The sequence below is a fragment of the Longispora fulva genome, assembly GCF_015751905.1.
Classification (GTDB): domain Bacteria; phylum Actinomycetota; class Actinomycetes; order Mycobacteriales; family Micromonosporaceae; genus Longispora; species Longispora fulva.
Window position 1 is genome coordinate 4,264,453 of record NZ_JADOUF010000001.1, and the last position, 22,785, is coordinate 4,287,237.

Sequence of the window (22,785 nt, forward strand, 5' to 3'; positions counted from 1 at the left end):
CGTCACTCCTGCTTCCGACCGGAGGTGACGCGGGCGAGCATCAGCGCCACGAGGATGATCGCCCCGTTGAGCGCGCCGATCCACTGCGCGGGCACGCCGGCGAGGGTGAGCACATTCTGCACCAGGTACAGCAGCAGGATGCCCGTGAACGCGCCGAAGATGGTGCCCTTGCCGCCGTTGAGGCTGACCCCGCCGATCACGGCCGCGGCGAACACCGTGAAGATCGCGCCCTGGCCCTGGGCGGCGGCGACCGACGCCAGCCGGCCGGTGAGCAGCAGCCCGCCGAGCGCGGCCAGGACCCCCGCGATGATGAGGACCGTCCACAGCACCCGGTCGACCCGGATGCCGGCGGCGCGGGCCGCGTCGGGGTTGCCGCCGATGGCGTACAGCGACCGGCCGAACCGGGTGAAGCCGGCGATCACGATGAACGCGGCGAACAGCGCGACGCAGATCCAGATCGAGGCCGGCAGGCCCAGCCAGACGGCGTTGCCCAGGTACAGGAACGACTGCGGCAGGTTGAAGAACGTCTTCCCGCCGCTGATCCCGGTGAGCAGGCCACGCAGCACGATCAGCATGCCGAGCGTGACGATGAACCCGTTGAGCTGGAATTTCACGATCAACAGGCCATTGACCAGCCCGATCAGCGCCCCGACCGCGAGGGTGACCGGCACGGCCAGCCCACCGGGCAACACGCCGAGGCCGTGGGTGACGCCGGGCGCGAGCACCAGCCAGGCCGCCACCCCGGGCGCGAGCCCGAACGTGGACTCCAGCGACAGGTCCATCTTGCCGGCGATCAGCACCAGGGCCTGGGCGAGCACCAGCAGCGAGATCTCCGACTGCTGCTGGAGCACGTTGACCAGGTTGTCCCAGTGCAGGAAGACCGGATTGATCAGGTACCCGACGACCGCGATCACGATGATCGCCGGCACCAGGGCCAGGTCGCGGAGCCGGGCCAGCCGGAGCCCTCCGGTCGCCGAAACAGCAGTCATGACGAAACACCTTCCATGGCGGCGATCAGTGCGTGGTCGTGCCAGCCCCGGGGCATCTCGTCCACGACGGTTCCCTTGTAGAGCACGAGGACCCGGTCGGCGGGGCGCAGGTCGTCGAGGTCGTCGGAGACGATGAGCACCCCCGCGCCGCGGGCCGCGGCCTCGGTGGCCGCGGCGAGCAGGGTCTCCTTGGCCTTGACGTCGACCCCCGCCGTGGGTTGCAGCAGGACGAGGGCCGCGGGGTCGTTGGCCAGCGCGCGGGCCATCACGACCTTCTGCTGGTTGCCGCCGGACAGGTCCTCGACGGGCTGTTCGGGGCCGGCGGCCTTGATGCCCAGGTCGCGGATGGCCCGCTCCCCGAGGTCCGCACGCCGGGCCGCGCTGAGGAAGCCGAACCGACCGAGCTTGCCGGGCACGGTCATCGTGGCGTTCTCGGCGATGGACAGCCCCGGGACCAGGCCCTCGTGGTGGCGGTCCTGGGGCACGAAGCCCACCCCGGCGGCGAGCGCGTCGGGCACGCTGCCCGGCTTCAGGCGTCGCCCGCCCACCTCGACGGTGCCGGTGCTGGCGGTGCGCAGCCCGACGACGGTCTCGGCGGCGGCCATCTTGCCGGAGCCGCCCGAACCGGCCAGCCCGACGACCTCGCCGGGTGCGACGGACAGCGACAGTCCGGTGAAGGAGCCGGCCACGGACAGGTCGACGATCCGAAGAGCCGGCACCGCCCCCGCCGCCGGGGCGGGCCGGTCGCCCACCCCGACGATCAGGCCGGTCGCCTCGCCCGTCATGGCGGCGACGAGTTCCGGCTTCGGCAGGTCGGCCACCGGGGCGGTGAGGATGTGCCCGGCGTCGCGGAGCACGGTCACCGCGTCGCACACCTGGTAGACCTCCTCCAGGTGGTGGCTGATGAACAGGAATGTGACACCCTGCGCCTTCAGCGCGGTCATCCGGTCGAACAGGCCCGCGATGGCCTGGCCGTCGAGCTGGGCGGTCGGCTCGTCGAGGATGATGAACCGGGAGCCGTAGGACAGCGCCCGGGCGATCTCGACGAGCTGGCGCTGCTCGACGGGCAGCTCGGCCGCCGGTACCCGGACGTCGACGTGCACGTCCCAGGTCTCCAGCAGCTCGCGTGCCTGGCGGCGGACGCTCCCCCAGCCGATCAGCCCGGCGCGGGTGTGCGCCTGCCGGTTGAGGAACACGTTCTCCGCCACCGACAGCGACCCGATGATGGTGGACTTCTGGTACACGCAGGCGACGTGGGAACGCCAGCCCTCCCGGTCGCCGATCGGCGGGGCCGGCGTCCCCCCGAAGGACACCGATCCGGTGTCCGGGGCCTGGAGCCCGGTGAGCAGCGACACCAGGGTGGACTTGCCGGCGCCGTTGCGGCCGACCAGGGCGTGGATCTCCCCCGGTTCGACCCGGAGGGACACGTCGTGCAGGGCGACGGTGACGCCGTAGCGCTTCGACACCGCCTGGGCCTCGACGACCGGAGGGCTGGAGTTCGTCACTTGATCTGGTTCCCCCAGAGTGCGGGGTCGTCGGACTTCTTCGAGCCCGGGAACGACCCGTCCTTGGTGACCAACGGGGCGGGGAGCTGGTCCTCCATCAGGCCCGGCCGGACCCCGACGATCGTGGAGTCGTGGTCGGTCGCGCCCAGCTGGAACGTCTTGCCGTCGATGGCGGCCTTGACGTAGAACAGGGCCCACTTGGCGTACAGGTCGGCCGGCTGGGAGACCGTGGCGTCGATGTCGCCGTCGGCGATGGCCTTGAGCTCCTGCGGGATGCCGTCGTTGGACACGATGAACACGTGCTTCGGGTCGCTCGGCGGGACGAGCATGCCCTTCTGCTTGAGCACCTGGATCGTCGGGTTGAGGAACACCCCGCCGGCCTGCATGTAGATGCCCTTGAGGTCGGGGTTGGCCGCGATCGTGGTCTGGAGCTTGTTCGCCGCGACGTCACCCTTCCAGTCCGTGGCCAGGCCGATGACCTGCACGTTCGGGAAGTCCTTCTTCATGCAGTCATTGAACGCCTCGGTGCGGTCCCGGCCGTTGATCGACGCGAGGTCGCCCTGCAGCATCGCGACCTTGCCCTTGCCCTCGAGCTTCTTGCCGAGGAACTGGCAGGCCTTGGTGCCGTACGCGCGGTTGTCGGCGCGGACGACCATGAACACGTCGCCCACGTCGGGCCGGGTGTCCACCGTGACGACCGGGATCTTCTTCGCCTTGAGCTGGTCGAGGGTCGGGGCGATGGCGGCGGTGTCCTGCGGGGCCATCACGACGCCCTTGACGCCCTGGCTGATCAGCGCCTGGATGTTCGCGGCGAGCTTGGCGACGTCGTTCTCGGAGTTGGACGTCTTCAGGTCCAGCCCGAGGGCCTTGGCCTGCTCCGGCGCGTACTTGATGTAGGAGTTCCAGAAGTCGGAGTCCGAGCGCGGGTAGTCGACGCCGACGACGGAGCCGCCGGAGCCGGCCTTGTCGGTGGAGGTGCCGCAGCCGGTGACGACGAGGGCCACGGCGGCGAGTACCGCTGTCGCGATGCGTTTCATGATCGTGCTCCTTCGGGGGGCGGGGTGGGGCGGATCCGTAACCCGGCCATCCCGCCGTCGACGGCGAGGGATGTCCCCGTCGCGGCGGAGGCGGCCGGGCTGGCCAGGTAGGCGATCGCGTGCGCGACCTCCTCGGCGGTGACGAGCCGTCCGCTGGGTTGGCGGGCGGCCAGCGCCGCTCGTTCCGCAGCGGGGTCAGCCGCGGCGGCGAGCAGTCGTTCGACCCAGGGGGTGGCCGCCGTGCCCGGGTTCACGCACGTGACCCGGATGCCCTCGCGGACATGGTCGGCGGCCATCGCCAGGGTGAGGGAGAGGACCGCGCCCTTGGTGGCCGAGTACAGCGCGCGGTTCGGCAGGCCGGCGGTGGCCGCGATCGAGCAGGTGTTGACGATCGCGGCGTGCGCGGAGGCCCGCAGGTGCGGCAACGCCGCCCGGGCGACCCGGACCATGCCGACCACGTTGACGTCGAACACCCGGGCCCATTCGGCGTCGGGGTTGTCCTCGACGGTGCCCTGGGCGCCGATGCCGGCGTTGTTGACGACGATGTCCAGCCCGCCGAACGCCTCGGCGGCGGCGGCCACCGCCGCCCGGACGGAGGCGTCGTCGGCGACGTCGGCGCGCAGCCCGAGGAGCGGGGCCGGCACGTCGGTGCTCAGGTCCAGGGAGGCGACCTTCGCGCCCCGCTCAGCGAGCAGCAGCGCCGTGGCGAGGCCGATGCCGGAGGCGCCGCCGGTGACCAGGGCGGACAGGCCCGCGAAGTCGTTCATCGCGCCACCTCGTCGCCGGGCGCGAAGCCGTCGGCCGCGCCGGTCCGCCACGCCGCCCCGTCGGGATACGAGTACGCGGCCAGGGACTCCGGGAGCATCCTCGCGGACATGCCGGGGGCGGTCGGGGCCACGTAGTGCCCGTCAACGATGCGGACCGGGTCGGCGAAGTGCTCGTGCAGGTGGTCGACGTACTCGATCACCCGGTTCTCGACGCTGCCCGACACGGCCACGTAGTCGAACATGGACAGGTGCTGGACCAGCTCGCACAGTCCGACGCCCCCGGCGTGCGGGCAGACCGGCACGCCGAACCTGGCGGCCAGCAGCAGGATCGCCACGTTCTCGGTGACCCCGCCGACCCGGCACGCGTCGAGCTGGACCATGTCGACGGCGCCGGCCTGCAGGAGCTGCTTGAACATCACCCGGTTGTGGGTGTGCTCGCCGGTGGCCACCTTGACCGGGGCGACGGCCCGGCGGATCGCGGCGTGGCCGAGGATGTCGTCGGGCGACGTCGGCTCCTCGATCCACCACGGGTCGTACGGGGCGAGCCGCTCCACCCACTCGATGGCCTGCTCGACGTCCCACCGCTGGTTGGCGTCGACGGCGATCCGGATGTCGGGGCCGACGGCGTCGCGGGCCAGGGCCATCCGGCGCAGGTCGGCGTCGAGGTCCGCGCCGACCTTGAGCTTGATCTGGGTGAACCCGTCGGCGACGGCCTCCCGGGCCAGCCGGACCAGCTTGTCGTCGGTGTAGCCGAGCCAGCCGGGGGTGGTGGTGTAGGCGGGGTAGCCGGTGGCCAGCAGCTGGGCCTCGCGGTCGGCCCGCCCCGCCGCCCGGCTCTTCAGCAGGTCCAGCGCCTCGGCGGGGGTGAGCGCGTCGGTGAGGTAGCGCCAGTCGACCAGGTCGACGATCTGCTCCGGGGAGTAGTCGGACAGGAGTTTCCACAGCGGCTTGCCTGCGACCGTGGCGGCCAGGTCGAAGGCCGCGTTGACGAGTGCCGCGACCGCCATGTGCGAGGCGCCCTTCTCCGGGCCCAGCCAGCGCAGCTGCGAGTCGCCGGTCAGCCGGCGGGAGAACTCGCCCAGGTCGTCGAGGTCGATCTCGCGACCCACGATCAGGGGCGCGTGCGCGTGGATCGCCGCGGCGCACACCTCGTTGCCCCGGCCGATCGTGAAGCAGAAGCCGTGGCCCTCGCCCGCTTCGGTGCGCAGCACCACGTAGGCCGCGGAGTAGTCGGGGTCGGGGTTCATCGCGTCGGAGCCGTGAAGTTCCCGTGAGGTGGGAAACCGGATGTCCCGGACGTCGATACCGGCCACAGTGACTCTCATGCCTGCCCCACAGTCTGGCGTTGCCGGCCGAGCCGGTCGATCTCGACCTCGACGGTCATTCCGGCGCGGAGGTACGCGGAGTCGCCCAGGCCGAGGGCGACCCCCGCGGGCGTCCCCGTGTTGATCACGTCTCCGGGTTCGAGGACCATGAACTGGCTCAGGTAGGCGACGATCTCGTACACCCCGAAGATCATGTTTTTCGTGTGGCCGTCCTGGCGGAGTTCGCCGTCGACCCACAGCCGCAGGCCCAGGTCCTGCGGGTCGCCCACCTCGTCGGCGGTGACGAACCACGGTCCCAGCGGGTTGAAGGTCTCGCAGGACTTGCCCTTGTCCCAGGTGCCGCCGCGCTCGAGCTGGAACTCGCGCTCGGAGACGTCGTTGCTGATCGCGTACCCGGCGATGACGCCGGCCGCCTGGTCGGGTTCGAGGTACCGGGCGGTCGCGCCGATCACGACCGCCAACTCGACCTCGTAGTCGGTCTTGCGGCTGCGGCGCGGGACGAGCACCTCGTCGTCCGGTCCGATCACGGTGTTGGTGGCCTTCATGAACACGACCGGTTCGTCCGGGATCTCCGCCCCGCTCTCGGCGGCGTGGTCGCGGTAGTTCAGGCCGACGCAGACCACCTTGCGGGGGCGGGCGACCGGCGGCCCGTACCGCACGGGGCCGGTGATCTCCGGCAGCGCGTGCGCGGCACGCACCCGGTCGAGGCCGCCACCGGCGAGGAACGCGCCGTCGATGTCACTGGTGAGACCGGAGAGGTCCAGCAGGCGGCCGTCGTCGGCGAGCAGCGCGGGGCGTTCGGCGCCGGTGGGTCCCACGCGGAGTAACTTCACGGGGAGGGCCTCCTTCGAGTAATCCGATCACTTGGCAAGTCATCTGATGTCTTGATGGCATCATCAAAGCACCTACCAGGCCTCTGAGCGCAATACCCCGTAATAAATTCGTTACATTGGGCCGACTGGTCAGATGACTTGCCTGGAGGCAGGATGATGAACAGACCACTCAGCGAAGGAGCACCGGAGTGACCGAGGACCAGGCGCGTACGACCGTCACCGACCGCGCGCTGGCGCGGATCAAGGAGATGATCGCCAGCGGTGAGCTGGAGCCGGGCCAGCGGCTGCCCGTCGAGAAGGACCTCGCCGAGGCGCTCGGCCTGTCCCGCAGCTCCATGCGCGAGGCGATCCGGGCCCTGACCGTCCTCGGCATCCTGGAGGCCCGACACGGCGCCGGGGTGTACGTGACCAAGCTCGGCCCGTCCGACCTCCTCGAGGCGTTCGGCGTGGTCGCCGAGATCTCGCAGGGCGCGACCCTGCTCGACCTGGTCCGGGTGCGCAAGATCCTGGAGCCGGCGGCCGTGGCCACCGCCGCCGCCCGGATCACCGACGTGGACCTCGCCCGGCTCCGCGAGGAGATGGCAGCGATGGCCCGGGTCGACACGGCCGAGGAGTTCATCGGCCACGACCTGACGTTCCACCGGATCATCAACGAGGCCGCCGGCAACCCGGTGCTCACCGCCATCCTCGGCGGGCTGAGCAGCCGCACCCTGCGCACCCGGGTCTGGCGCGGCCGGCGCGAGGAGGGCGCGATCCCGCGCACCCTCGAGGAGCACGAGCACATCTACCGGGCTCTGGCCAGCCGCGACCCGGAGGACGCCCGCACGGCCGCCGCCGTGCACATCACCTCCGTCGAGGAGTGGGTCCGACGGCAGGTCGCCACCGAGGGCGAGCTCTGATGCGGGTCGCGCTGCACACCCGGCTGCGGCCCGGTGCCGAGGCCGCATACCTCGAAGCCCATCAGGGGGTACCGCAGGAACTGCTCGCCGCCATCCGCGCCGCCGGTGCGACGGAGTGGACCATCTGGCGCTCCGGCCTGGACCTGTTCCACCTCGTGGAGTGCGCCGACTACGACCTGCTGCTGGGTTCACTGGCCGGGCTGCCGGTGAACATCGCCTGGCAGGCCCGGATGGCCGAACTCCTCGACGTGGTGCACGACTACTCCCCCGACGGCGGCGCGGCCGGCCTGCCGGTGGCCTGGCGGCTGCCGTGACGGCGGGCGAGCGGGTCCGGCTCGGGCGGACCGACCTGCGGGTGACCCGGCTCGGCCTGGGGCTCGCGCCGATCGGCGGCCTGTTCACCGCCGTGCCCGACGCGCAGGCCCTCGCGACCGTCGACCGGGCCTGGGACCGTGGCCTGCGCCTCTACGACACCGCCCCGCTCTACGGGTACGGCCGCTCCGAGCAGCTCGCCGGCCGGGCGCTGTCCCCCCGCCCTCACGGTGACGGCGGCCTCCCGGGGCTGAGCCGGTCGGCGAGCTCGGTGACCAGCAGCAGCCACGCGCCGGCGAGCAGGTAACCCCCGAGCACGTCGGTGAACCAGTGCACGCCCAGGTACAGCCGGCTCAGCCCGACCGCTGCCATCACCAGCACGGCGCCGGTGACGAGGAGGACGCGGGGCCGGCCGGGGCGGACCAGTCCGTACACCAGGAAGGTGAGCACACCGATCGTCGCCGTAGTGTTCGACGTGTGCCCGGACGGGAACGAGAAGTCCTCGCCGACGACGGCCACCACGCCGGCCGGCGGACGGGCCCGGCCGTCGACGACCTTGACCGCGAACGTGAGCACCGCGGTGCCGCCCACGGCGAGCAGGACGACGACCGCCGGCCACCAGGACCGGGCCAGCCGGCTCCGGGCGAGGGCACCGAGGACGGCGAGCGGCACGAGGCAGTACACGCTGCCCAGGGTCGTGATCGCGGTCATCAGCACCGTCAGGGGGCCGGTGCGACGCTCGGCGAGGAAGGACAGCAGCGGACGGTCCAGGATCGCGGGACCGGCGCCGGCCCGGGTGCACAGCAGCACGGCGACGAACAGGACGGCGAGGACGACCGCGGTCGGCACCCGCCAGCCCACTGGTCCCGCGCTCCTGGTCACCCGCCTATCTTCGCTGGTAGCGGTGGGAGGAAGGGGGCGAAATGCTCGGCAACCAGGTCGGCGACCCGCTCGGCGTCGCGGGTGCCGTCGACCTCGAGCACCCGGATGCCGAGCGCGGTGGCCCGGTCGACGGCGTCGGCGGTGATCAGCCGGTCCCGCTCGATCCGGTTGCGCTGTCCGCGCGCGGGGTCCTCCACGTCGTGGGTGAACGCGCCAGCCCGGTCGAGGTGGACCAGCTGGTGCGCGCGCCAGTCCTCGGTGGGCACCATGACGATCATCTGTCGGGGGTCGGCGACGATCGGGACGACGAGCTCCGGCCGCAGCCCCCAGCCCTCCGCCAGCACGGGCGGACCGGAGACCAGGGCCCGCAGGTCGTCCAGCGTGTACTCGAACCGGGTCGGGAACCCGGCGAGCACCTCCGCGGCCATCCGCGCGGGCGTGGTGCGTACCCAGATCTCGTCGGGGGTGCGGGTGTCGGCGAGGCCGCGCGCGGCGAGCCGGTCCTCGTGACCGCGGACGTTCGGGTAGTCGAAGTGGTACGCGCACAGGCCGTGCCGGTGGGCCAGGATGTTGCTCACGGTCGACTTGCCGGCCCACTGTCCGCCGCCGATCCAGAGGACGCGACGGAGTGTGCCAAAGGGGTCCCAGGTCATGACGAGGAGTTTGACCAGGTATTTTGCGAAGATCAAGTCTTGTATCGACTGCCCGGTTCTGATGAAGTATGAGGAAGGAGCCACGCGCGCGACACCCTCGGGGACAATGGGCCGATGACCGCCGACGAGAGGGCCCCTCGATGATCCCCGCGCCGTTCCGAGCCGCCGACGACCGCTACGCGACGATGGAGTACCGGCGCACCGGCCGCAGCGGTCTCAAGCTCCCGGCGGTCTCGCTCGGCCTGTGGCACAACTTCGGCGACGACAAGCCCCTGGAGACCCAGCGCGCCATCCTGCGCCGCGCCTTCGACCTCGGGGTGACGCACTTCGACCTGGCGAACAACTACGGGCCGCCGTACGGGGCGGCCGAGGCGAACTTCGGCACGCTGTTCGCCCAGGATTTCCGGCCCTACCGCGACGAGCTGGTGCTGTCCACGAAGGCCGGCTACGACATGTGGCCGGGGCCGTACGGCGAGTGGGGCTCGCGGAAGTACCTGCTGGCGAGCCTCGACCAGTCCCTGGCCCGGATGGGCGTGGACTACGTGGACATCTTCTACTCACACCGCTTCGATCCGGACACCCCGCTCGAGGAGACCATGGGCGCGCTGGCCAGCGCCGTGCGCCAGGGCAAGGCGCTCTACGTCGGGATCTCCTCCTACAGCGCCGAGCGCACCCGGGAGGCCGCGGCGATCCTGGCCGACCTGGGGGTGCCGCTGCTGATTCACCAGCCGTCGTACTCGATGCTCAACCGCTGGATCGAGGACGACGGGCTGCTCGACACCCTCGCCGACGTCGGCGCTGGCTGCATCGGGTTCGCGCCGCTGCAGCAGGGGCTGCTCACCGACCGCTACCTCGGCGGCATCCCGGCCGACTCGCGGGCGGCGCAGGGCAAGTCCCTCGACCCGCACGCGCTGACCGACGCCATGCTCGGCCGGTTGCGGGCCCTCAACGAGATCGCGGCCAGGCGCGGGCAGTCCCTGGCCCAGCTCGCGCTGACCTGGCTGCTCCGCGACGAACGGATGACGTCCGCGCTGATCGGGGCGTCGTCGGTGGCCCAGTTGGAGAATAACCTCGCGGCGGTGCGCGGCGCGAAGCTGACCCCGGAGGAGCTCGTGGAGATCGACCGGCACGCCACGGACCGCGCCAACCTCTGGCGGGAGTCGAGCGAGAGCTAGAGACGGTTACGGCGGCCCCTCCCCCGGCACGCAGCGGCTTCCCCGGCCCCCGGCCCGGGAGTCAGCCAGGAGTCCCTCCTCGATGATCAACTACACGTTGTTGCTGTCCTCGAGGCCAGAAAAGGTGCAACACCGTGTAGTTGATCGAGGCGGGGCGGGTCAGGACGGGTTGTTCGCGTGGGTCAGGGTCTCCCAGGCCAGGAAGTGGTCCTCGCCGGCCGGCCGCTGCGCCTCCGTGTAGCGCTGGGTGGTCGGCATGTCCAGTCCGGACCGGGTGTGGAACGCGTTGAACGCCACCTCCGTCGTCGGACCCAGCCCCTTCTTCACCGACCCGCCGCAGAGCGAGGCGGGTACAGCGGTGCCCAGCTCGTACCGGGCGTGGAAGTAGAGGGCCTGGGTGAGGCGGGGCTGTGCCTCCGCGTAGAGGTCCAGGCCCTGGATGCGGGCCGTCTCTGCCACGTGGGCGATGGCCTCCAGGCCCCAGCCGGTGTGGCCGAAGTCGCGGCAGGTCTCCTGGGCGAGGCCGTCGGTGAAGGTGGACTGGCCCTGCCAGTACCCGATGATCTCGGATCTGGTGTTGATCGACCCGCAGTTGGCCGGCGGCCGAGGGAGCGCTCCATCTGAGGTCAGGTAGATGTACGCCGGCAGCCGTGCGCGCCAGATCGCGACGGCGTGATCGAAGGACGCGTGGTCGTCGAGGAAGACCGCGATCCCGGTCGCCGCGTCCATCATGATGAGTTCCCAGTTGCCGTTGGTGCAGCCCCTGCCGTTGACCACCTCGGGCAGGTAGACGGTGCGCAACATCGTGGCGAACCGGTTGACCTGCGGCCACGACGGGTAGGTGTGCCGGATCAGCTCGGCCGCCCGGGCGAACGTCGCCCCCGCCCAGCCGGTCTGCAACGGGGCGTTGCTGTTCGTGTGGTCGCGCAGCACGGCCGACCACGCGTCCATGATCGCGATGGCCTTCTGCGCGTGCTTCGCGTCCTTCGTGATGTACCAGAGCAGGGCCTGGGTGTACGCGGCCGTCGCGTCGTCGCGCTCATCGGAGCAACCGTTGTTCGGGACCGAGGCCGAACCGCACTCCACAATGGCACGCGGCCTCGCCGACCAGGACAGCGAGGCGAAGGGGCTGGTCCGCATCGCGTCGTAGGCGGACTTCCAGGGTTGGGCGCCGGCGAGGGCCTTCGCGCGGGCGAGGTCGAGCTGGGGGCGGCTGACGAGGACGCCGGGGTGCGCGAAGGCCGCGGCCGACCGGGGCTGGGCGAGGGGCGAGGGTGCCGGGTGGGCGGCGGCCGGGACCGGCAGCAGGAGCGCCGCGGTCGCGAGGGTGGCCGTGACCAGGCGGGATATGCGTGACATGCCCTGAGAGTGCGAGCCCCCGGCACCCCGGTCAACGCGGGTTCCCGCAGGACGGAAAGTCGTCCCGTGTCCCCGGCAGCGCCGGGTCGCGTTCGGCGGGACGCTCCGCGCCCCGCCGAACGCCACACAAGACCTGTTTCTAGTGCGCCGTTCCGGGTGGGGACTTGAGCAGGGCCGCCGCCTCCGCCGCGTACCCGCCGCGCCCGCCCCGCAGCGCGCCGACCGCCATCCGGATCAGGTCGATCGTGACGCCCGCGCCACCACTCGGGTCGTGCACCTTCAGCTTGACGTCGAGGCTGACCGGGGACCCGCCCCAGCTCTGCGCCTCGACATTGAGGTACACCACCTTCTCCGACGCCAGCTGCGAGAGGTACCCGAGCGGGGCGATCTGGACCTTGTCCTTGGTCGCCTGGTCCCCGGTCAGGGCGTTGAGCTTGGACACCATCTTGCTGCCGCCGTGCTGGGTCAGGTTGCGGAAGTCCTCGGTGCCCCCCAGGTTGACCTGGTAGGAGCTGACCAGCGTGAGTCCCCGTTCCTCCAGCAGGCCCAGCAGGGCGTGGTGCACGATCGAGGTGCCGAACTGGCTGGTCAGGTCGTCCCCGAGGAGCGGCAGGCCCGCGGCCTCGAACCGGTCGAGCAGGTGGGGGTCGCGGGCGACCACGTCGGAGGTCGCGTTGACGAAGGCGACCCCGGCCCGCAGGGCCGCCTCTGCGTAGGCCCGGGCCACCTCGGGCCGCCCGGACGGTGCCATGTAGAGCACCACCTCGGCGCCGGCCAGGGCCTGGGCGACCCGGTCGATCCCGGTCTCGTCGGTCAGGCCCCACTGCACCCGCACGCCGGACGGCGGCAACCCCGCGCCGATCCGGGGGTAGTTGTTGGGCGCCATGAAGATCGCGTCGGTGAGGTCCGCGCCCACCTTCTCGTCGGAGACGGCGAACGCGGCCACGATGTCGACGTCGCCGACGCCCAGGCCGTCGACGACGGGGCGGCGGATGCCGACCAGACTGCCCGAGTCGCGGTAGAACGCGATGCCCTGGACCAGTGCCGAGATGTTGTTGCCGACGCCGACCACGGCGACCCTCGCTCTGTTGATCATGGGAGGGAGGCTACACGGAGGCCGTCAGACGACATCCCGCTGCGGGGTGAGCCAGACGGCGGCGTGCGGCCCGAGCTGCACGAGCGCCGACGCCGGCTGGCCGTCGCACGGCGTCGGGGCCGCGAGCAGGCTCCCCCAGCACCCCACGTCGGATCCGCCGTACAGCCGCGAGTCCGTGTTGAGCACCTCGCGCCACCGGCCCGGGAACGGCAGCCCCACCCGGTGGTCGGCCCGGGGCGTGCCGGCGAAGTTGACGACGCACGCGAGCACGGAACCGTCCGGTCCCCAGCGCAGGAAGGACAACACGTTGCTGTCCCGGTCGTGGCAGGAGATCCACTGAAAACCCGTCGGGTCGGCGTCGCGCGCCCACAGCGCCGGCCGGTCGCGGTAGCCGAGGTTCAGGTCGCGGATCAGCGCGCGCACCCCGACGGCCCCGGGGTCCTCGGCGGCGGCCCAGTCCAGGCCGAGGTGCTCGCTCCACTCGTTCTCCGCGCCGAGTTCGAAGCCCATGAAGAGCAACTTCTTTCCCGGGTACGCCCACATGTAGCCGAGCAGCCCGCGCAGCCCGGCGAGCCGCTGCCACCGGTCCCCGGGCAGCTTGGCCAGCAGCGCGCCTTTGCCGTGCACGACCTCGTCGTGGCTGATCGCGAGCAGGAACTGCTCCTCGAAGGCGTACACCGACGGCCAGGTGACCTCGTCGTGGTGGTGCCGGCGGTGCACCGGGTCGCGGCCCAGGTAGGTGAGGGTGTCGTGCATCCAGCCCATGTTCCACTTCAGCCCGAAGCCGAGGCCGCCCCACTCGACGGGCCGGGACACGCCGGGCCAGGCCGTGGACTCCTCGGCGATCATCACCGCGCCGGGCGAGCCCTGGTAGACGGCGGTGTTGAGTTGGCGGAGGAAACCGATCGCCTCGGTGTTCTCCCGGCCGCCGTGGTGGTTGGGTTCCCACTGGCCGGGGCCCCGGGAGTAGTCGAGGTAGAGCATCGAGGCGACGCCGTCGACCCGCAGGCCGTCGATGTGGAACTCCTCGCACCAGTACCGGGCGCTGGCCACCAAAAAGTTGCGCACCTCGGGCCGGCCGTAGTCGAAGATCAGGCTGCCCCAGTCGGGGTGGGTGCCCCGGCGCGGGTCGGGGTGCTCGTACAACGCGTCGCCGTCGAAGCGGGCCAGCGCCCAGTCGTCGGCCGGGAAGTGCGCCGGCACCCAGTCGAGGAGGACGCCGATCCCGGCCTGGTGCAGCCGGTCGATCAGGTACCGCAGGTCGTCGGGGTCGCCGAACCGCGCGGTGGGGGCGAAGTAGCCGGTGACGTGGTAGCCCCAGGAGCCGCCGTACGGGTGCTCCATCACCGGCATGAACTCCACATGGGTGAAGCCGAGGTAGGTCACGTGGCCGACCAGCTGGTCTGCTAGGTCGCGGTAGGACAGGCCGGGGCGCCAGGAGCCGAGGTGGACCTCGTACACGGAAAGGGGTCGTGCGTGGTGGTCCGTCGCGCGGCCGGCGAGCCAGGCCGCGTCGCCCCAGGTGTGGGCCGGGGCGTGCACGACGGAGGCGGTGCGCGGCGGGCACTCGGTGGCCCGCGCCATCGGGTCGGCCCGGTCCCGCCAGGACCCGTCGACCCCGTGGATCCGGTACTTGTACCGCTGCCCGGGCCGGATCCCCGGCACGTGTCCGGCCCAGACGCCGCTGGTGCCGCAGGGTTCGAGGCGGTGGCCGTCGTCGGGGTCCCAGCCGGGGTGGTCGCCGACGACCCGCACCTCACGGGCCCGCGGCGCCCAGACCGCGAACCGGCAGCCGGTGTCGTCGGGGTGCGCGCCGAGGACCGTCCATAGCCGCTCGTGCCGGCCCTCGCCGAACAGGAACAGGTCGAGGTCCCCGGGCCGGGCCGGCGTGTCGAAGGCCGTGGTCACGGGGTGGCGGCGAGGGCGAGCAGGTTGCCCTCCGGTACCACGATCGCCGGACGTTCGACGCCGGCCACCCGCGGGCTGAGCACCGAGGCCTCGTCGATGGCGGCGGCGTACGCCTGCGCGGTCGTGGCCGCGATCGTGGGCCACAGGTAGTTCTTGCGGATCATCGCGCGGGCCTTGGCGACCATCCGCTTGGCGGCCTTCGGGTCCTCGAGCAGCCGGGTGACGGCGTCGGCGAGCGCCGCGGGGTCCGCGGGCGGGAACGCGAGCCCGGTCTTGCCGTGCTGGACGATCGCGAGCAGCCCCCCGGTGGCCGCGGCCGCCAGCGGCGCGCCGGCGGCGGAGGCCTCCAGGGCGACCATCCCGAACGGCTCGTACAGGCTGGGCACCACGACGGCGTCGGCCACGGCGAGCAGCGCCGCCAGGTCGACCTCCTCCATGAAGCCGCAGAACTCGACGTCCTGGCCGATCCGGGCGCAGTGTTCGGCCAGTTCGGTGCGGTGCGGGCCGTCGCCGGCGATCACCAGTCGCAGGCCCGGGTGCCGGTCGCGCAGAGTGGGCAGTGCGCTGATCAGGTCCTGGACGCCCTTCTCGTAGACGAGGCGGCCGGCGTAGACGACGAGGGGGCCGTCGTGGGCGGTGAACCGCTCACGGGCCCGTTCGACGGCCTTGCGGGGGGCGCGCCACCGGCGGTCGTCGACGCCGTTGGGGATGACCTCGACGGCGGCGTCATGCAGTTCGAGGAGCCGGGTGACCTCCCACTTCATGTACTCCGAGCACACCAGCATCCGGCTGGCCTCCCGGGCGAGCCACCACTCGACGGCGTGGATGCAGCGGTTCATCTCCTCGGGCAGCCAGCCCTGGTGCCGGCCGGCCTCGGTGGCGTGGATGGTGGCCACGAGCGGCAGGCGGAGGTGTTCGGTGAGCGTGACGGCGGTGTGCGTGACGAGCCAGTCGTGCGCGTGGATGACGTCGAACTCCGCCGTCGCCGCCGCGCGCAGGGCCGCGCGGGTCAGCGCGTGGTTGAACGCCATCGTCCAGGCCAGCAGCGACGACGTCGCGAGCGGGAACGGCGGCGGGTCCTCGGGCGCCCGGACGACCCGGACGCCGCCGCGCATCTCGTCGACGGGCAGCCCCGGGGCGTGCCGGGTGACGACGGTGACCGCGTGGCCGGCGACGGCGAGCTGGGTGGCCAGGGCGTGCACGTGCCGGCCGAGTCCGCCGACCATGACCGGCGGATATTCCCAGGCCAGGAGGAGAACCCGAAGCGGTCCGGACGGTACGGGCGGCGTTTCGGGCGTCATGACGCGTTCCCCTACGGCTGTCTAGTGTCGGCTGACCCCCACGGGCGGCTGCGCAGCACCTCCGCGACCGACCAGGCCTGGAAAGGGCAGCCGGTGGCGGCGTGCGGCGGGTCGCCGTCCGTGGTTTCGCTGACCGACCCTAGTCCAAATTCTGACAAATGCTTCTCAACCCCGCCGAAAAGATCATTGCCGGGTACGCCGGCCCGCGCGCACGCGTCCGCGTACGGCCCCAGCAGCCACGGCCACACCGTGCCCTGGTGGTAGGCCGCGTCCCGCTCCGCCGGCCCGCCCCGGTGCGCCGGCCGGTAGTCCAGCGCACTCGGGCCGAGGCTGCGCAGGCCCAGCGGGGTGAGCAGCCGCGCGGCGAGCCGGGCGAGCTGCTCCGGCGTGGGACGCAGCGGCGCGCCGGGCAGCGACCAGGCGAGCAGCTGGTTGGGCCGGATCGTCGGGTCGTCGCCCGCCGGCCCGTCCACGACGTCGTACAGCAGCCCGTCGGGGCCCGGGTACCTGCCGGCGAACGACGACAGCGCCCGGTCGTGGGCGGCGTCCGCCGGTCCCGGCGACTCCCCGACCCGGCGGGCCAGGTCCCCGACCGCGGCGAGCGCGTTGATCCACAGCGCGTTGACCTCGACGGGCTTGCCGGTCCGGGGCGTGACGGGCACGCCGTCGACCCGGGCGTCCATCCAGGTCAGCGCCACCCCGGGCGCGCCCTGTCGGAGCAGGCCGTCGGCGGGGTCGACGCCGATGCCGTACCGGGTGCCGGCCAGGTGGTGCTCCACGATCGCGCGCAGGGTCGGCCCGAGCTCGGCGGCCAGGTCGAGGTCCCCGGTGGCGCGCACGTGCCGCCCGACGGCGTGCGGGAACCACAGCGCGGCGTCCACGCTGTTGTACTCGACCGCCCCGGTGTCCGCCGTGTTCGCCAGCATCCCCTCGGACAGGGTCGCGGCGTGGGCGCGGAGGAGTTCACGGCCCTCGTCCGCCCAACCGGTGGCGAGGAACAGGCCCTCGTAGCTGGTCAGCGTGTCGCGGGTCCACGGGCCGAACCAGGGGTAGCCGGCGACGACGTCCGGGCCGGTCGGGGTGGCGACGATGAACGCCGAGGCTGCCACCCGCAGCGTCGCGGCCACGGCGTCACCCGGCGCGCCAGCCGCGATGGCGCGCAACCTCCGCCGGGCGGCGTCGATCACGGTGCCCACGGGCGGGGGCGGCTCCCCCAGGTCCCCGGCCCAGGCCGCCACGTCCAGGACCGTCCCCGGCCCGGCCAGGTCCGCCGTGAACGTCCCGGCGTGCCACAGGTCCTCCTCCGCCGACAGCCCCCGGGCCCGCTCCTCCCGGTGGTGCACCCCCCGCCACCAGTCCCCGGTCGCGGCCCAGCTCGGCCCGGCGAGCCGGTAGGCGCCCTCGACGACGGCCCCGTCCGCGGCCGGCGCCACGACCGGCGGCGGGCCGGCGGCCGTGCGCTCGCCGTGCGCGTCCCGCCAGGTGCACAGCGCGTCGAGGACGAGCCGGACCGGCCCGCCGGCCAGCAGCCGGTGCCGGACCGCGAGGGAGGTCCGGCCGGTCTCCATGGCCAGGGTCCGCTCCAGGAGCACGTCGCCGATCCGCCACCGCCAGCACGGCAGCCCGTCGACCAGGTCGAAGCTCTCCAGGTAGGTGTGCCCGGCCGGCTCCACGGCCCCGGAGGCCCACTCGTGCGTCCCGAGCCGGACCCGCGCCCCGGAGGGCCAGGTCAGCACGGGGTCGAGGGCCGCGAGGGCGAGGTGGCGGACCCCGGGGACCACGAGCAGGCCGTGGTAGCGGCGGGTGCGCAGGCCCGACACGGTGCCCATGGCGTACCCGCCGAGGCCGTCGGGGACCAGCCATTCGCGGGTCGCGCCGGCCGCGAGGTCGCCGCACACCTGGGTACCGAATCCGATCGACAGCACGTGACCCCCGAGACCCGAAGCGCGAACAATCCACATTCTTACCGAAATACCAGGCAAAATCAGGGAGTGACCTCAACCGACGACGTGCCCGGGGCCGAACGCCGCCGGCTGGCCGAGGCCGACGAGGACGGGGTCCCCTGGCGGGCGTGGGGCCCCTACCTGGCCGAACGCGCCTGGGGCACGGTCCGCGAGGACTACAGCGCGCACGGCACCGCCTGGGAGTACCTGCCGCACGACCACGCCCGGTCCCGCGCGTACCGGTGGAGCGAGGACGGCATGGCCGGGGTGTGCGACGACCGGCAACGGTTCTGTTTCGCCCTGGCCCTGTGGAACGGCGTGGACCCGATCCTCAAGGAGCGGATGTTCGGGCTGGGCGGCGACACCGGCAACCACGGCGAGGACGTCAAGGACCACTGGTGGTACCAGGACTCCACGCCGACGCACTCGTGGATGCGCTGGCGGTACCACTATCCACAGCGGCCGTTCCCCTACGACGACCTGGTCGCCGTGAACGCCGCCCGGACCCGCGAGGACCCGGAGTACGAGCTGGTCGACACCGGGGTGTTCGCCGACGACCGGTACTGGGCCGTGACCGTCGACTACGCGAAGAGCTCCCCCACCGACCTGTGCGTGCTGGTCACGGTCGCCAACCGGGGGCCGGAGGCCGCGACCCTGCACGTGCTGCCGCACCTGTGGTTCCGCAACACGTGGTCGTGGGGCACGCCGTTCCGGGACCGGGTGCCCCGGATCGCCGGCGAGGGCAACCGGCTCGTCGGCCGCCACCAGCTGCTCGGCGAGATCACCCTGGCCGGGGACGGCGAGCCACGCCGGCTGTACTGCGACAACGAGTCCAACGCGCCCCGACTGTGGGGGCAGGGGCCTCGCACGGCGTACCCGAAGGACGGCATCAACGACCACGTCGTGCACGGCGCCGAGACCGTCAACCCGGAGGAGGAGGGCACGAAGGCCGCGCTGCACTACGTGCTGGACGTGCCGGCCGGCGGTTCGCGGGAGATCAGACTCCGGCTCAAGCTGACAGGCACCGGCTCCGGGGCGCACGCCGACCCCGGCTGCGACCTGGGCGCGGCGTTCGACGCGGTGCTGACAGCCCGGCGCGCCGAGGCCGACGCCTTCTACGACGACCTGATCCCCGCGCACGCCAGCCGGGCCGAGCGCGCGGTGGCCCGGGCCGCGTTCGCCGGGCTGATGTGGGGCAAGCAGTTCTACCACTTCGACGTGGCGCGCTGGCTGACCGGCGACCCGACGTCGGCCCCGCCGCCGGAGGGCCGGACCCGCAACGCCAACTGGTGGCACATGCACTCCTCGGACATCATCTCGATGCCCGACCCGTGGGAGTATCCGTGGTACGCGGCCTGGGACCTGGCCTTCCACTGCGTCACCCTCGCCCGGGTCGACCCCGGCTTCGCCAAGGAACAGGTGCTCCTGCTGCTCCGCGAGTGGTACATGCACCCCAACGGGCAGATCCCGGCCTACGAGTGGGCGTTCGACGACGTCAACCCGCCGGTACACGCGTGGGCGGCTCTGCAGGTCTTCCACCTCGACGGCGCGCGCGACCACGACTTCCTGGCCCGGGTGATGCACAAGCTCCTGATCAACTTCACCTGGTGGGTGAACCGCAAGGACGTCAACGGCAACAACGTCTTCGAGGGCGGCTTCCTCGGCCTGGACAACGTGGGCCCCTTCGACCGGTCGGCGGCGCTGCCGGCGGCCGGGGTGCTCGAGCAGTCCGACGGCACCGGCTGGATGGCGATGTACGCCCTCAACCTGTTCGACATGGCGCTGATCCTGGCGCTGCGCGACCCGGCGTACGTGGACATCGCGACGAAGTTCTTCGAGCACTTCGCGTACATCGCGGCGGCCGCCTACCACCAGGACCTGTGGGACGACAAGGACGGCTTCTTCTACGACGTGCTGCACCTGCCCGACGACAGCCGGCTCCCGCTGAAGGTGCGTTCCGTGGTGGGCCTGCTGCCGCTGTGCGCGACGACGACCCTGGACTCGGTGACCCTGTCCCGGCTGCCGGAGCTGGCCGCTCGGCTGCAGTGGTTCGTGACGAACCGGCCGGAGTACGCCGACCTGATCGGGGTGCACCGGGCCTGCGAGGCCGGCCACCAGCACCGGCTGCTGTCCGTCGTCGGCCCGACGAACCTGACCAGGATCCTCAGCGTGATGCTCGACGAGGAGGAGTTCCTCAGCCCGCACGGCCTGCGCACCCTGTCCCGCCGACACCTGGCCGACCCGTTCTCCGTGACCCTCGGCGGCACCGCCTACACCGTCGGCTACGAGCCGGCCGAGTCGCGCACCGGCCTGTTCGGCGGCAACTCCAACTGGCGCGGTCCACTCTGGATGCCGATGAACTACCTGCTGATCGGCGCGCTACGCGGCTTCGGCGAGTACTTCGGCGACGAGCTGGAGGTCGAGTACCCCACCGGCACCGGCCGGACCGTGACCCTGGACGAGGTGGCCGACGACCTGTCGGACCGGCTGATCTCCCTGTTCGTCCCCGACCCGCACGGCCGCCGCCCGATGTACGGTGCGAGCGAGCTGTTGCAGAGCCACCCGGACTGGCGGGACCTGATCGCGTTCCCCGAATACTTCCACGGCGACAACGGCGCCGGCCTCGGCGCGTGGCACCAGACCGGCTGGACGGCCCTGATCGCCGACCTGATCCTCACCCGCCGACGGTAGGAGACCCGATGGACCTGCCCGTGATGCCGCCGCTGCTTCCCATGTTGGCGAAACCGGTGCCCGCGATCCCGTCGGGCCAGTTCTACGAACCCAAATGGGACGGCTTCCGCGCCATCGTGTTCCGCGACGGCGACGAGGTCGAGATCGGCAGCCGCAACACCAAGTCCATGGTCCGGTACTTCCCGGAGCTCGTCGAGGCCGTCCGCGCCCAGGTCCCGCCCCGCTGCGTGCTCGACGGGGAGATCATCGTGGCGTCGACCAGCCACTCCGGCCTGGACTTCGAGGCGCTCCAGCAGCGGATCCACCCGGCGGCGTCCCGGGTCCGGCTGCTCGCGGGGAGTACCCCCGCGTTGTTCGTCGCTTTCGATCTGCTCGCGCTCGGGGACGCGGATCTCACCGGTCAGCCGTTCAACGCCCGCCGGGCTTCTCTGGAAGAGGCCCTGGCCGGGGTCGACGGCCCGGTGCACCTGACCCCGACGACCACCGACGAGACCGTGGCCGCCCGCTGGTTCGAGCAGTTCGAGGGGGCCGGGCTCGACGGCCTGATCGCGAAGAAGCCCGATCTGTTGTACCAGCCGGACAAGCGCCTGATGTCCAAGGTCAAACACGAGCGCACCGCCGACTGCGTGGTCGCCGGCTACCGGGTGCACACGTCCGGCCCCGACGCGATCGGCTCCCTGCTCCTGGGCCTGTACTCACCCGACGGCTCCCTCGCCTTCGTCGGCGTGATCGGCGCGTTCCCGATGGCCACCCGGCGTTCGCTCCTCCAGGAGCTGGCCCCCCTGGTGACCTCGGCGGAGGACCACCCGTGGACATGGGCGGCACAGGAGGCCGGCACGCGGACGCCCCGGGAGGCCGAGCGCAGCCGGTGGAGCGCGACGAAGGACCTGTCGTTCGTCGCGCTGCGACCCGAACGGGTGGTGGAGGTGGCCTACGACCACATGGAGGGTCCCCGGTTCCGGCACACCACCCAGTTCCGCCGCTGGCGCCCGGACCGCGACCCCGCGTCGTGCACGTACGCCCAACTGGAGGAACCGGTCCGCTTCGACCTGCGTGAGGTCCTGTCCGCCGGCTCCCGATAGGGTGCCGGCATGCGCACCCTGTGGAGAGCCGTCACCGCACCGTTCCGTCGGAAGCCCGCGCCCGCCGCGCCGGTGGCCACGCCGGGACCGCCGCCCGGCCGGCCGACCCCCGGGACCGCACCGGGCGCCGGCCAGCGCGCGAGGTCCCGACCGGGCCCGGTGCCCGCCGGCGGCCGGCACCTGGTGTACGCGCCCCAGCCCGACGGCCAGGCCGACCCGGGCGAGATCGTCTGGACCTGGGTGGAGTACGAGGACGACCCGTCCCAGGGCAAGGACCGCCCGGTCCTCGTCGTCGGCCGCGACCGCGACCGGCTGCTCGGCCTGATGCTGTCCAGCCAGAGCGAACGCGACGGCCAGCGCGGGTGGCTGGCGCTGGGCCCGGGCTCGTGGGACCGGGAGCAGCGGCCGAGCTGGATCCGGCTGGACCGGGTGCTCGACGTGCCGGAGAAGGGGATCCGGCGCGAGGGCGCGGTCCTGGACAGGTCCCGCTTCGACCGCGTCGCCCAGGAACTCCGCACCCACTACGGCTGGGCCTGAGCCTGGGACCAGCACAGCGGACGGCATGACGTGCCCCGGGCAGGATTCGAACCTGCGGCCTCCGCGTTCGTAGCGCGGCGCGCTCTCCAGCTGCGCCACCGGGGCATGCACCACGTGCCTGGGAGAGGATTCGAACCTCCACTGTCAGAGTTCTGAGCTCTGCGCCTCCTGCCAGTTGGGCTACCCAGGCGGGGCCAGCGACGAGATTCGAACTCGCTAACTCCGATGTACAAGATCGGCGCAGATCCTGTTCTGCTTCGCTGGCGCGCGTACCGTCGGCGGGGGTCGAACCCGCGCTGTCCAGGCCCTCGACCTGGTGCCTCTACCATTGGGCTACAACGGCGTGTATTCCTTGCATGCCGTCCGCTGTGGAGTTGTCGAAAAGGCTCGCCCGCGATTGCCGGGGGAAAGAATCGTCCGCGATTGTCTGGGAATAGAAAAAGCCGCCGTCCCATTGTCTGGTCGGCGGCTGGTCAGCGCTCGTGGCGCTA

General features: G+C 72.2%; 20 protein-coding genes and 4 tRNA genes. 7 read left to right on the forward strand and 17 right to left on the reverse strand.

Translation table 11 applies throughout. From position 1 onward, the window contains the following. Positions 1-2: 2 nt before the first annotated feature. Genes IW245_RS18920 through IW245_RS18945 form a run of 6 tightly spaced genes read right to left on the reverse strand, consistent with a single transcriptional unit; the run spans position 3 to position 6,456 of the window. Positions 3-989, reverse strand: a complete 987-nt coding sequence (locus IW245_RS18920) for an ABC transporter permease (RefSeq protein WP_197004507.1) — start codon at positions 987-989, stop codon at positions 3-5. Beyond that, entirely contained in the window at positions 986-2,494 is a 1,509-nt protein-coding gene (locus IW245_RS18925; protein WP_197004508.1) for a sugar ABC transporter ATP-binding protein, read from the reverse strand. Before IW245_RS18925 ends, IW245_RS18920 begins: the two co-directional genes overlap by 4 nt. Further along, on the reverse strand, positions 2,491-3,531 hold the full coding sequence (locus IW245_RS18930) for a sugar ABC transporter substrate-binding protein (RefSeq protein WP_197004509.1): 1,041 nt from the start codon (positions 3,529-3,531) through the stop codon (positions 2,491-2,493). Before IW245_RS18930 ends, IW245_RS18925 begins: the two co-directional genes overlap by 4 nt. Beyond that, a complete protein-coding gene (locus tag IW245_RS18935; RefSeq protein ID WP_197004510.1) occupies positions 3,528-4,298 on the reverse strand; it encodes an SDR family NAD(P)-dependent oxidoreductase in 771 nt (256 codons plus the stop codon). The genes IW245_RS18930 and IW245_RS18935 overlap by 4 nt, the downstream gene beginning before the upstream one ends. After that, the gene (locus tag IW245_RS18940) at positions 4,295-5,623 is read right to left on the reverse strand and encodes an enolase C-terminal domain-like protein (RefSeq protein WP_197004511.1); all 1,329 of its coding nucleotides are present in this window, start codon (positions 5,621-5,623) and stop codon (positions 4,295-4,297) included. The genes IW245_RS18935 and IW245_RS18940 overlap by 4 nt, the downstream gene beginning before the upstream one ends. Next, positions 5,620-6,456 (reverse strand): fumarylacetoacetate hydrolase family protein, encoded by an 837-nt coding sequence (locus IW245_RS18945; RefSeq protein ID WP_197004512.1) that lies wholly within the window; start codon positions 6,454-6,456, stop codon positions 5,620-5,622. The genes IW245_RS18940 and IW245_RS18945 overlap by 4 nt, the downstream gene beginning before the upstream one ends. A 188-nt stretch (positions 6,457-6,644) precedes the next feature. Between IW245_RS18945 and IW245_RS18950 the strand changes: the two genes are divergently transcribed. The 3 genes from IW245_RS18950 to IW245_RS18960 are packed head-to-tail and all read left to right on the forward strand — an operon-like array spanning position 6,645 to position 7,974. Next, positions 6,645-7,355, forward strand: a complete 711-nt coding sequence (locus IW245_RS18950; protein ID WP_233473141.1) for a FadR/GntR family transcriptional regulator — start codon at positions 6,645-6,647, stop codon at positions 7,353-7,355. Further along, complete coding sequence (locus IW245_RS18955) at positions 7,355-7,669, forward strand: L-rhamnose mutarotase (protein WP_197004513.1); 315 nt, start codon at positions 7,355-7,357, stop codon at positions 7,667-7,669. The genes IW245_RS18950 and IW245_RS18955 overlap by 1 nt, the downstream gene beginning before the upstream one ends. Further along, entirely contained in the window at positions 7,666-7,974 is a 309-nt protein-coding gene (locus tag IW245_RS18960) for an aldo/keto reductase (protein ID WP_197004514.1), read from the forward strand. Before IW245_RS18955 ends, IW245_RS18960 begins: the two co-directional genes overlap by 4 nt. On the opposite strand, the gene IW245_RS18965 is transcribed toward IW245_RS18960, so the two are convergent. Together IW245_RS18965 and IW245_RS18970 are read right to left on the reverse strand one after the other, a co-directional pair. Continuing rightward, on the reverse strand, positions 7,893-8,549 hold the full coding sequence (locus tag IW245_RS18965; protein WP_197004515.1) for a phosphatase PAP2 family protein: 657 nt from the start codon (positions 8,547-8,549) through the stop codon (positions 7,893-7,895). The genes IW245_RS18960 and IW245_RS18965 overlap by 82 nt on opposite strands. After that, positions 8,546-9,238 (reverse strand): hypothetical protein, encoded by a 693-nt coding sequence (locus IW245_RS18970; RefSeq protein ID WP_231398857.1) that lies wholly within the window; start codon positions 9,236-9,238, stop codon positions 8,546-8,548. Before IW245_RS18970 ends, IW245_RS18965 begins: the two co-directional genes overlap by 4 nt. Before the next feature lie 104 nt (positions 9,239-9,342). Between IW245_RS18970 and mgrA the strand changes: the two genes are divergently transcribed. Beyond that, positions 9,343-10,377 (forward strand): L-glyceraldehyde 3-phosphate reductase, encoded by a 1,035-nt coding sequence (gene mgrA, locus IW245_RS18975; protein WP_197004516.1) that lies wholly within the window; start codon positions 9,343-9,345, stop codon positions 10,375-10,377. Positions 10,378-10,536: 159 nt separating this feature from the next. On the opposite strand, the gene IW245_RS18980 is transcribed toward mgrA, so the two are convergent. From IW245_RS18980 to IW245_RS19000, 5 genes are all read right to left on the reverse strand, one after another. Next, positions 10,537-11,736: an alginate lyase family protein gene (locus tag IW245_RS18980; protein WP_197004517.1), complete on the reverse strand. Its 1,200-nt coding sequence runs from the start codon at positions 11,734-11,736 to the stop codon at positions 10,537-10,539. Between the two features lie 139 nt (positions 11,737-11,875). After that, the gene (locus tag IW245_RS18985) at positions 11,876-12,832 is read right to left on the reverse strand and encodes an inositol-3-phosphate synthase (RefSeq protein WP_197004518.1); all 957 of its coding nucleotides are present in this window, start codon (positions 12,830-12,832) and stop codon (positions 11,876-11,878) included. 24 nt (positions 12,833-12,856) lie between these two features. Further along, a complete protein-coding gene (glgB, locus tag IW245_RS18990; protein ID WP_197004519.1) occupies positions 12,857-14,740 on the reverse strand; it encodes a 1,4-alpha-glucan branching protein GlgB in 1,884 nt (627 codons plus the stop codon). Then, positions 14,737-15,966, reverse strand: coding sequence for a glycosyltransferase family 4 protein (locus IW245_RS18995; protein WP_443673914.1), 1,230 nt, complete (start codon positions 15,964-15,966; stop codon positions 14,737-14,739). Before IW245_RS18995 ends, glgB begins: the two co-directional genes overlap by 4 nt. Before the next feature lie 86 nt (positions 15,967-16,052). Next, positions 16,053-17,966 carry an amylo-alpha-1,6-glucosidase gene (locus IW245_RS19000; RefSeq protein WP_197004521.1) on the reverse strand — a complete coding sequence of 638 codons (1,914 nt, stop codon included), beginning with the start codon at positions 17,964-17,966 and terminating at the stop codon, positions 16,053-16,055. A gap of 66 nt (positions 17,967-18,032) precedes the next feature. Here IW245_RS19000 and IW245_RS19005 point away from each other — a divergent pair, with 66 nt between their 5' ends. Genes IW245_RS19005 through IW245_RS19015 form a run of 3 tightly spaced genes read left to right on the forward strand, consistent with a single transcriptional unit; the run spans position 18,033 to position 22,294 of the window. Continuing rightward, positions 18,033-20,675: an MGH1-like glycoside hydrolase domain-containing protein gene (locus IW245_RS19005; RefSeq protein WP_372445186.1), complete on the forward strand. Its 2,643-nt coding sequence runs from the start codon at positions 18,033-18,035 to the stop codon at positions 20,673-20,675. 8 nt (positions 20,676-20,683) lie between these two features. After that, complete coding sequence (locus tag IW245_RS19010) at positions 20,684-21,757, forward strand: ATP-dependent DNA ligase (RefSeq protein ID WP_197004522.1); 1,074 nt, start codon at positions 20,684-20,686, stop codon at positions 21,755-21,757. A gap of 9 nt (positions 21,758-21,766) precedes the next feature. After that, positions 21,767-22,294 (forward strand): type II toxin-antitoxin system PemK/MazF family toxin, encoded by a 528-nt coding sequence (locus tag IW245_RS19015; RefSeq protein ID WP_197004523.1) that lies wholly within the window; start codon positions 21,767-21,769, stop codon positions 22,292-22,294. Positions 22,295-22,325: 31 nt separating this feature from the next. Here the strand turns inward: IW245_RS19015 and IW245_RS19020 are convergent. The 4 genes from IW245_RS19020 to IW245_RS19035 form a co-directional block, all read right to left on the reverse strand. Continuing rightward, positions 22,326-22,399 (reverse strand) — tRNA-Arg (locus tag IW245_RS19020). Between the two features lie 10 nt (positions 22,400-22,409). After that, positions 22,410-22,484, reverse strand: a tRNA-Leu gene (locus IW245_RS19025). A gap of 2 nt (positions 22,485-22,486) precedes the next feature. Further along, positions 22,487-22,559, reverse strand: a tRNA-Thr gene (locus tag IW245_RS19030). 5 nt (positions 22,560-22,564) lie between these two features. Further along, a tRNA-Leu gene (locus IW245_RS19035) sits at positions 22,565-22,637 on the reverse strand. Positions 22,638-22,785 lie beyond the last annotated feature (148 nt).

Excerpts from the sequence above, each read along its gene's own strand:
- IW245_RS18995 (WP_443673914.1), bottom strand. The coding sequence starts at position 15,966 with ATGGTCGGCGGACTCGGCCGGCACGTGCACGCCCTGGCCACCCAGCTC.
- IW245_RS18940 (WP_197004511.1), bottom strand. The coding sequence starts at position 5,623 with ATGAGAGTCACTGTGGCCGGTATCGACGTCCGGGACATCCGGTTTCCC.
- IW245_RS19015 (WP_197004523.1), top strand. The coding sequence starts at position 21,767 with ATGCGCACCCTGTGGAGAGCCGTCACCGCACCGTTCCGTCGGAAGCCC.
- IW245_RS18985 (WP_197004518.1), bottom strand. The coding sequence starts at position 12,832 with ATGATCAACAGAGCGAGGGTCGCCGTGGTCGGCGTCGGCAACAACATC.
- mgrA (WP_197004516.1), top strand. The coding sequence starts at position 9,343 with ATGATCCCCGCGCCGTTCCGAGCCGCCGACGACCGCTACGCGACGATG.
- IW245_RS19010 (WP_197004522.1), top strand. The coding sequence starts at position 20,684 with ATGGACCTGCCCGTGATGCCGCCGCTGCTTCCCATGTTGGCGAAACCG.
- IW245_RS18935 (WP_197004510.1), bottom strand. The coding sequence starts at position 4,298 with ATGAACGACTTCGCGGGCCTGTCCGCCCTGGTCACCGGCGGCGCCTCC.
- IW245_RS18920 (WP_197004507.1), bottom strand. The coding sequence starts at position 989 with ATGACTGCTGTTTCGGCGACCGGAGGGCTCCGGCTGGCCCGGCTCCGC.
- IW245_RS18980 (WP_197004517.1), bottom strand. The coding sequence starts at position 11,736 with ATGTCACGCATATCCCGCCTGGTCACGGCCACCCTCGCGACCGCGGCG.
- IW245_RS18930 (WP_197004509.1), bottom strand. The coding sequence starts at position 3,531 with ATGAAACGCATCGCGACAGCGGTACTCGCCGCCGTGGCCCTCGTCGTC.
- IW245_RS18955 (WP_197004513.1), top strand. The coding sequence starts at position 7,355 with ATGCGGGTCGCGCTGCACACCCGGCTGCGGCCCGGTGCCGAGGCCGCA.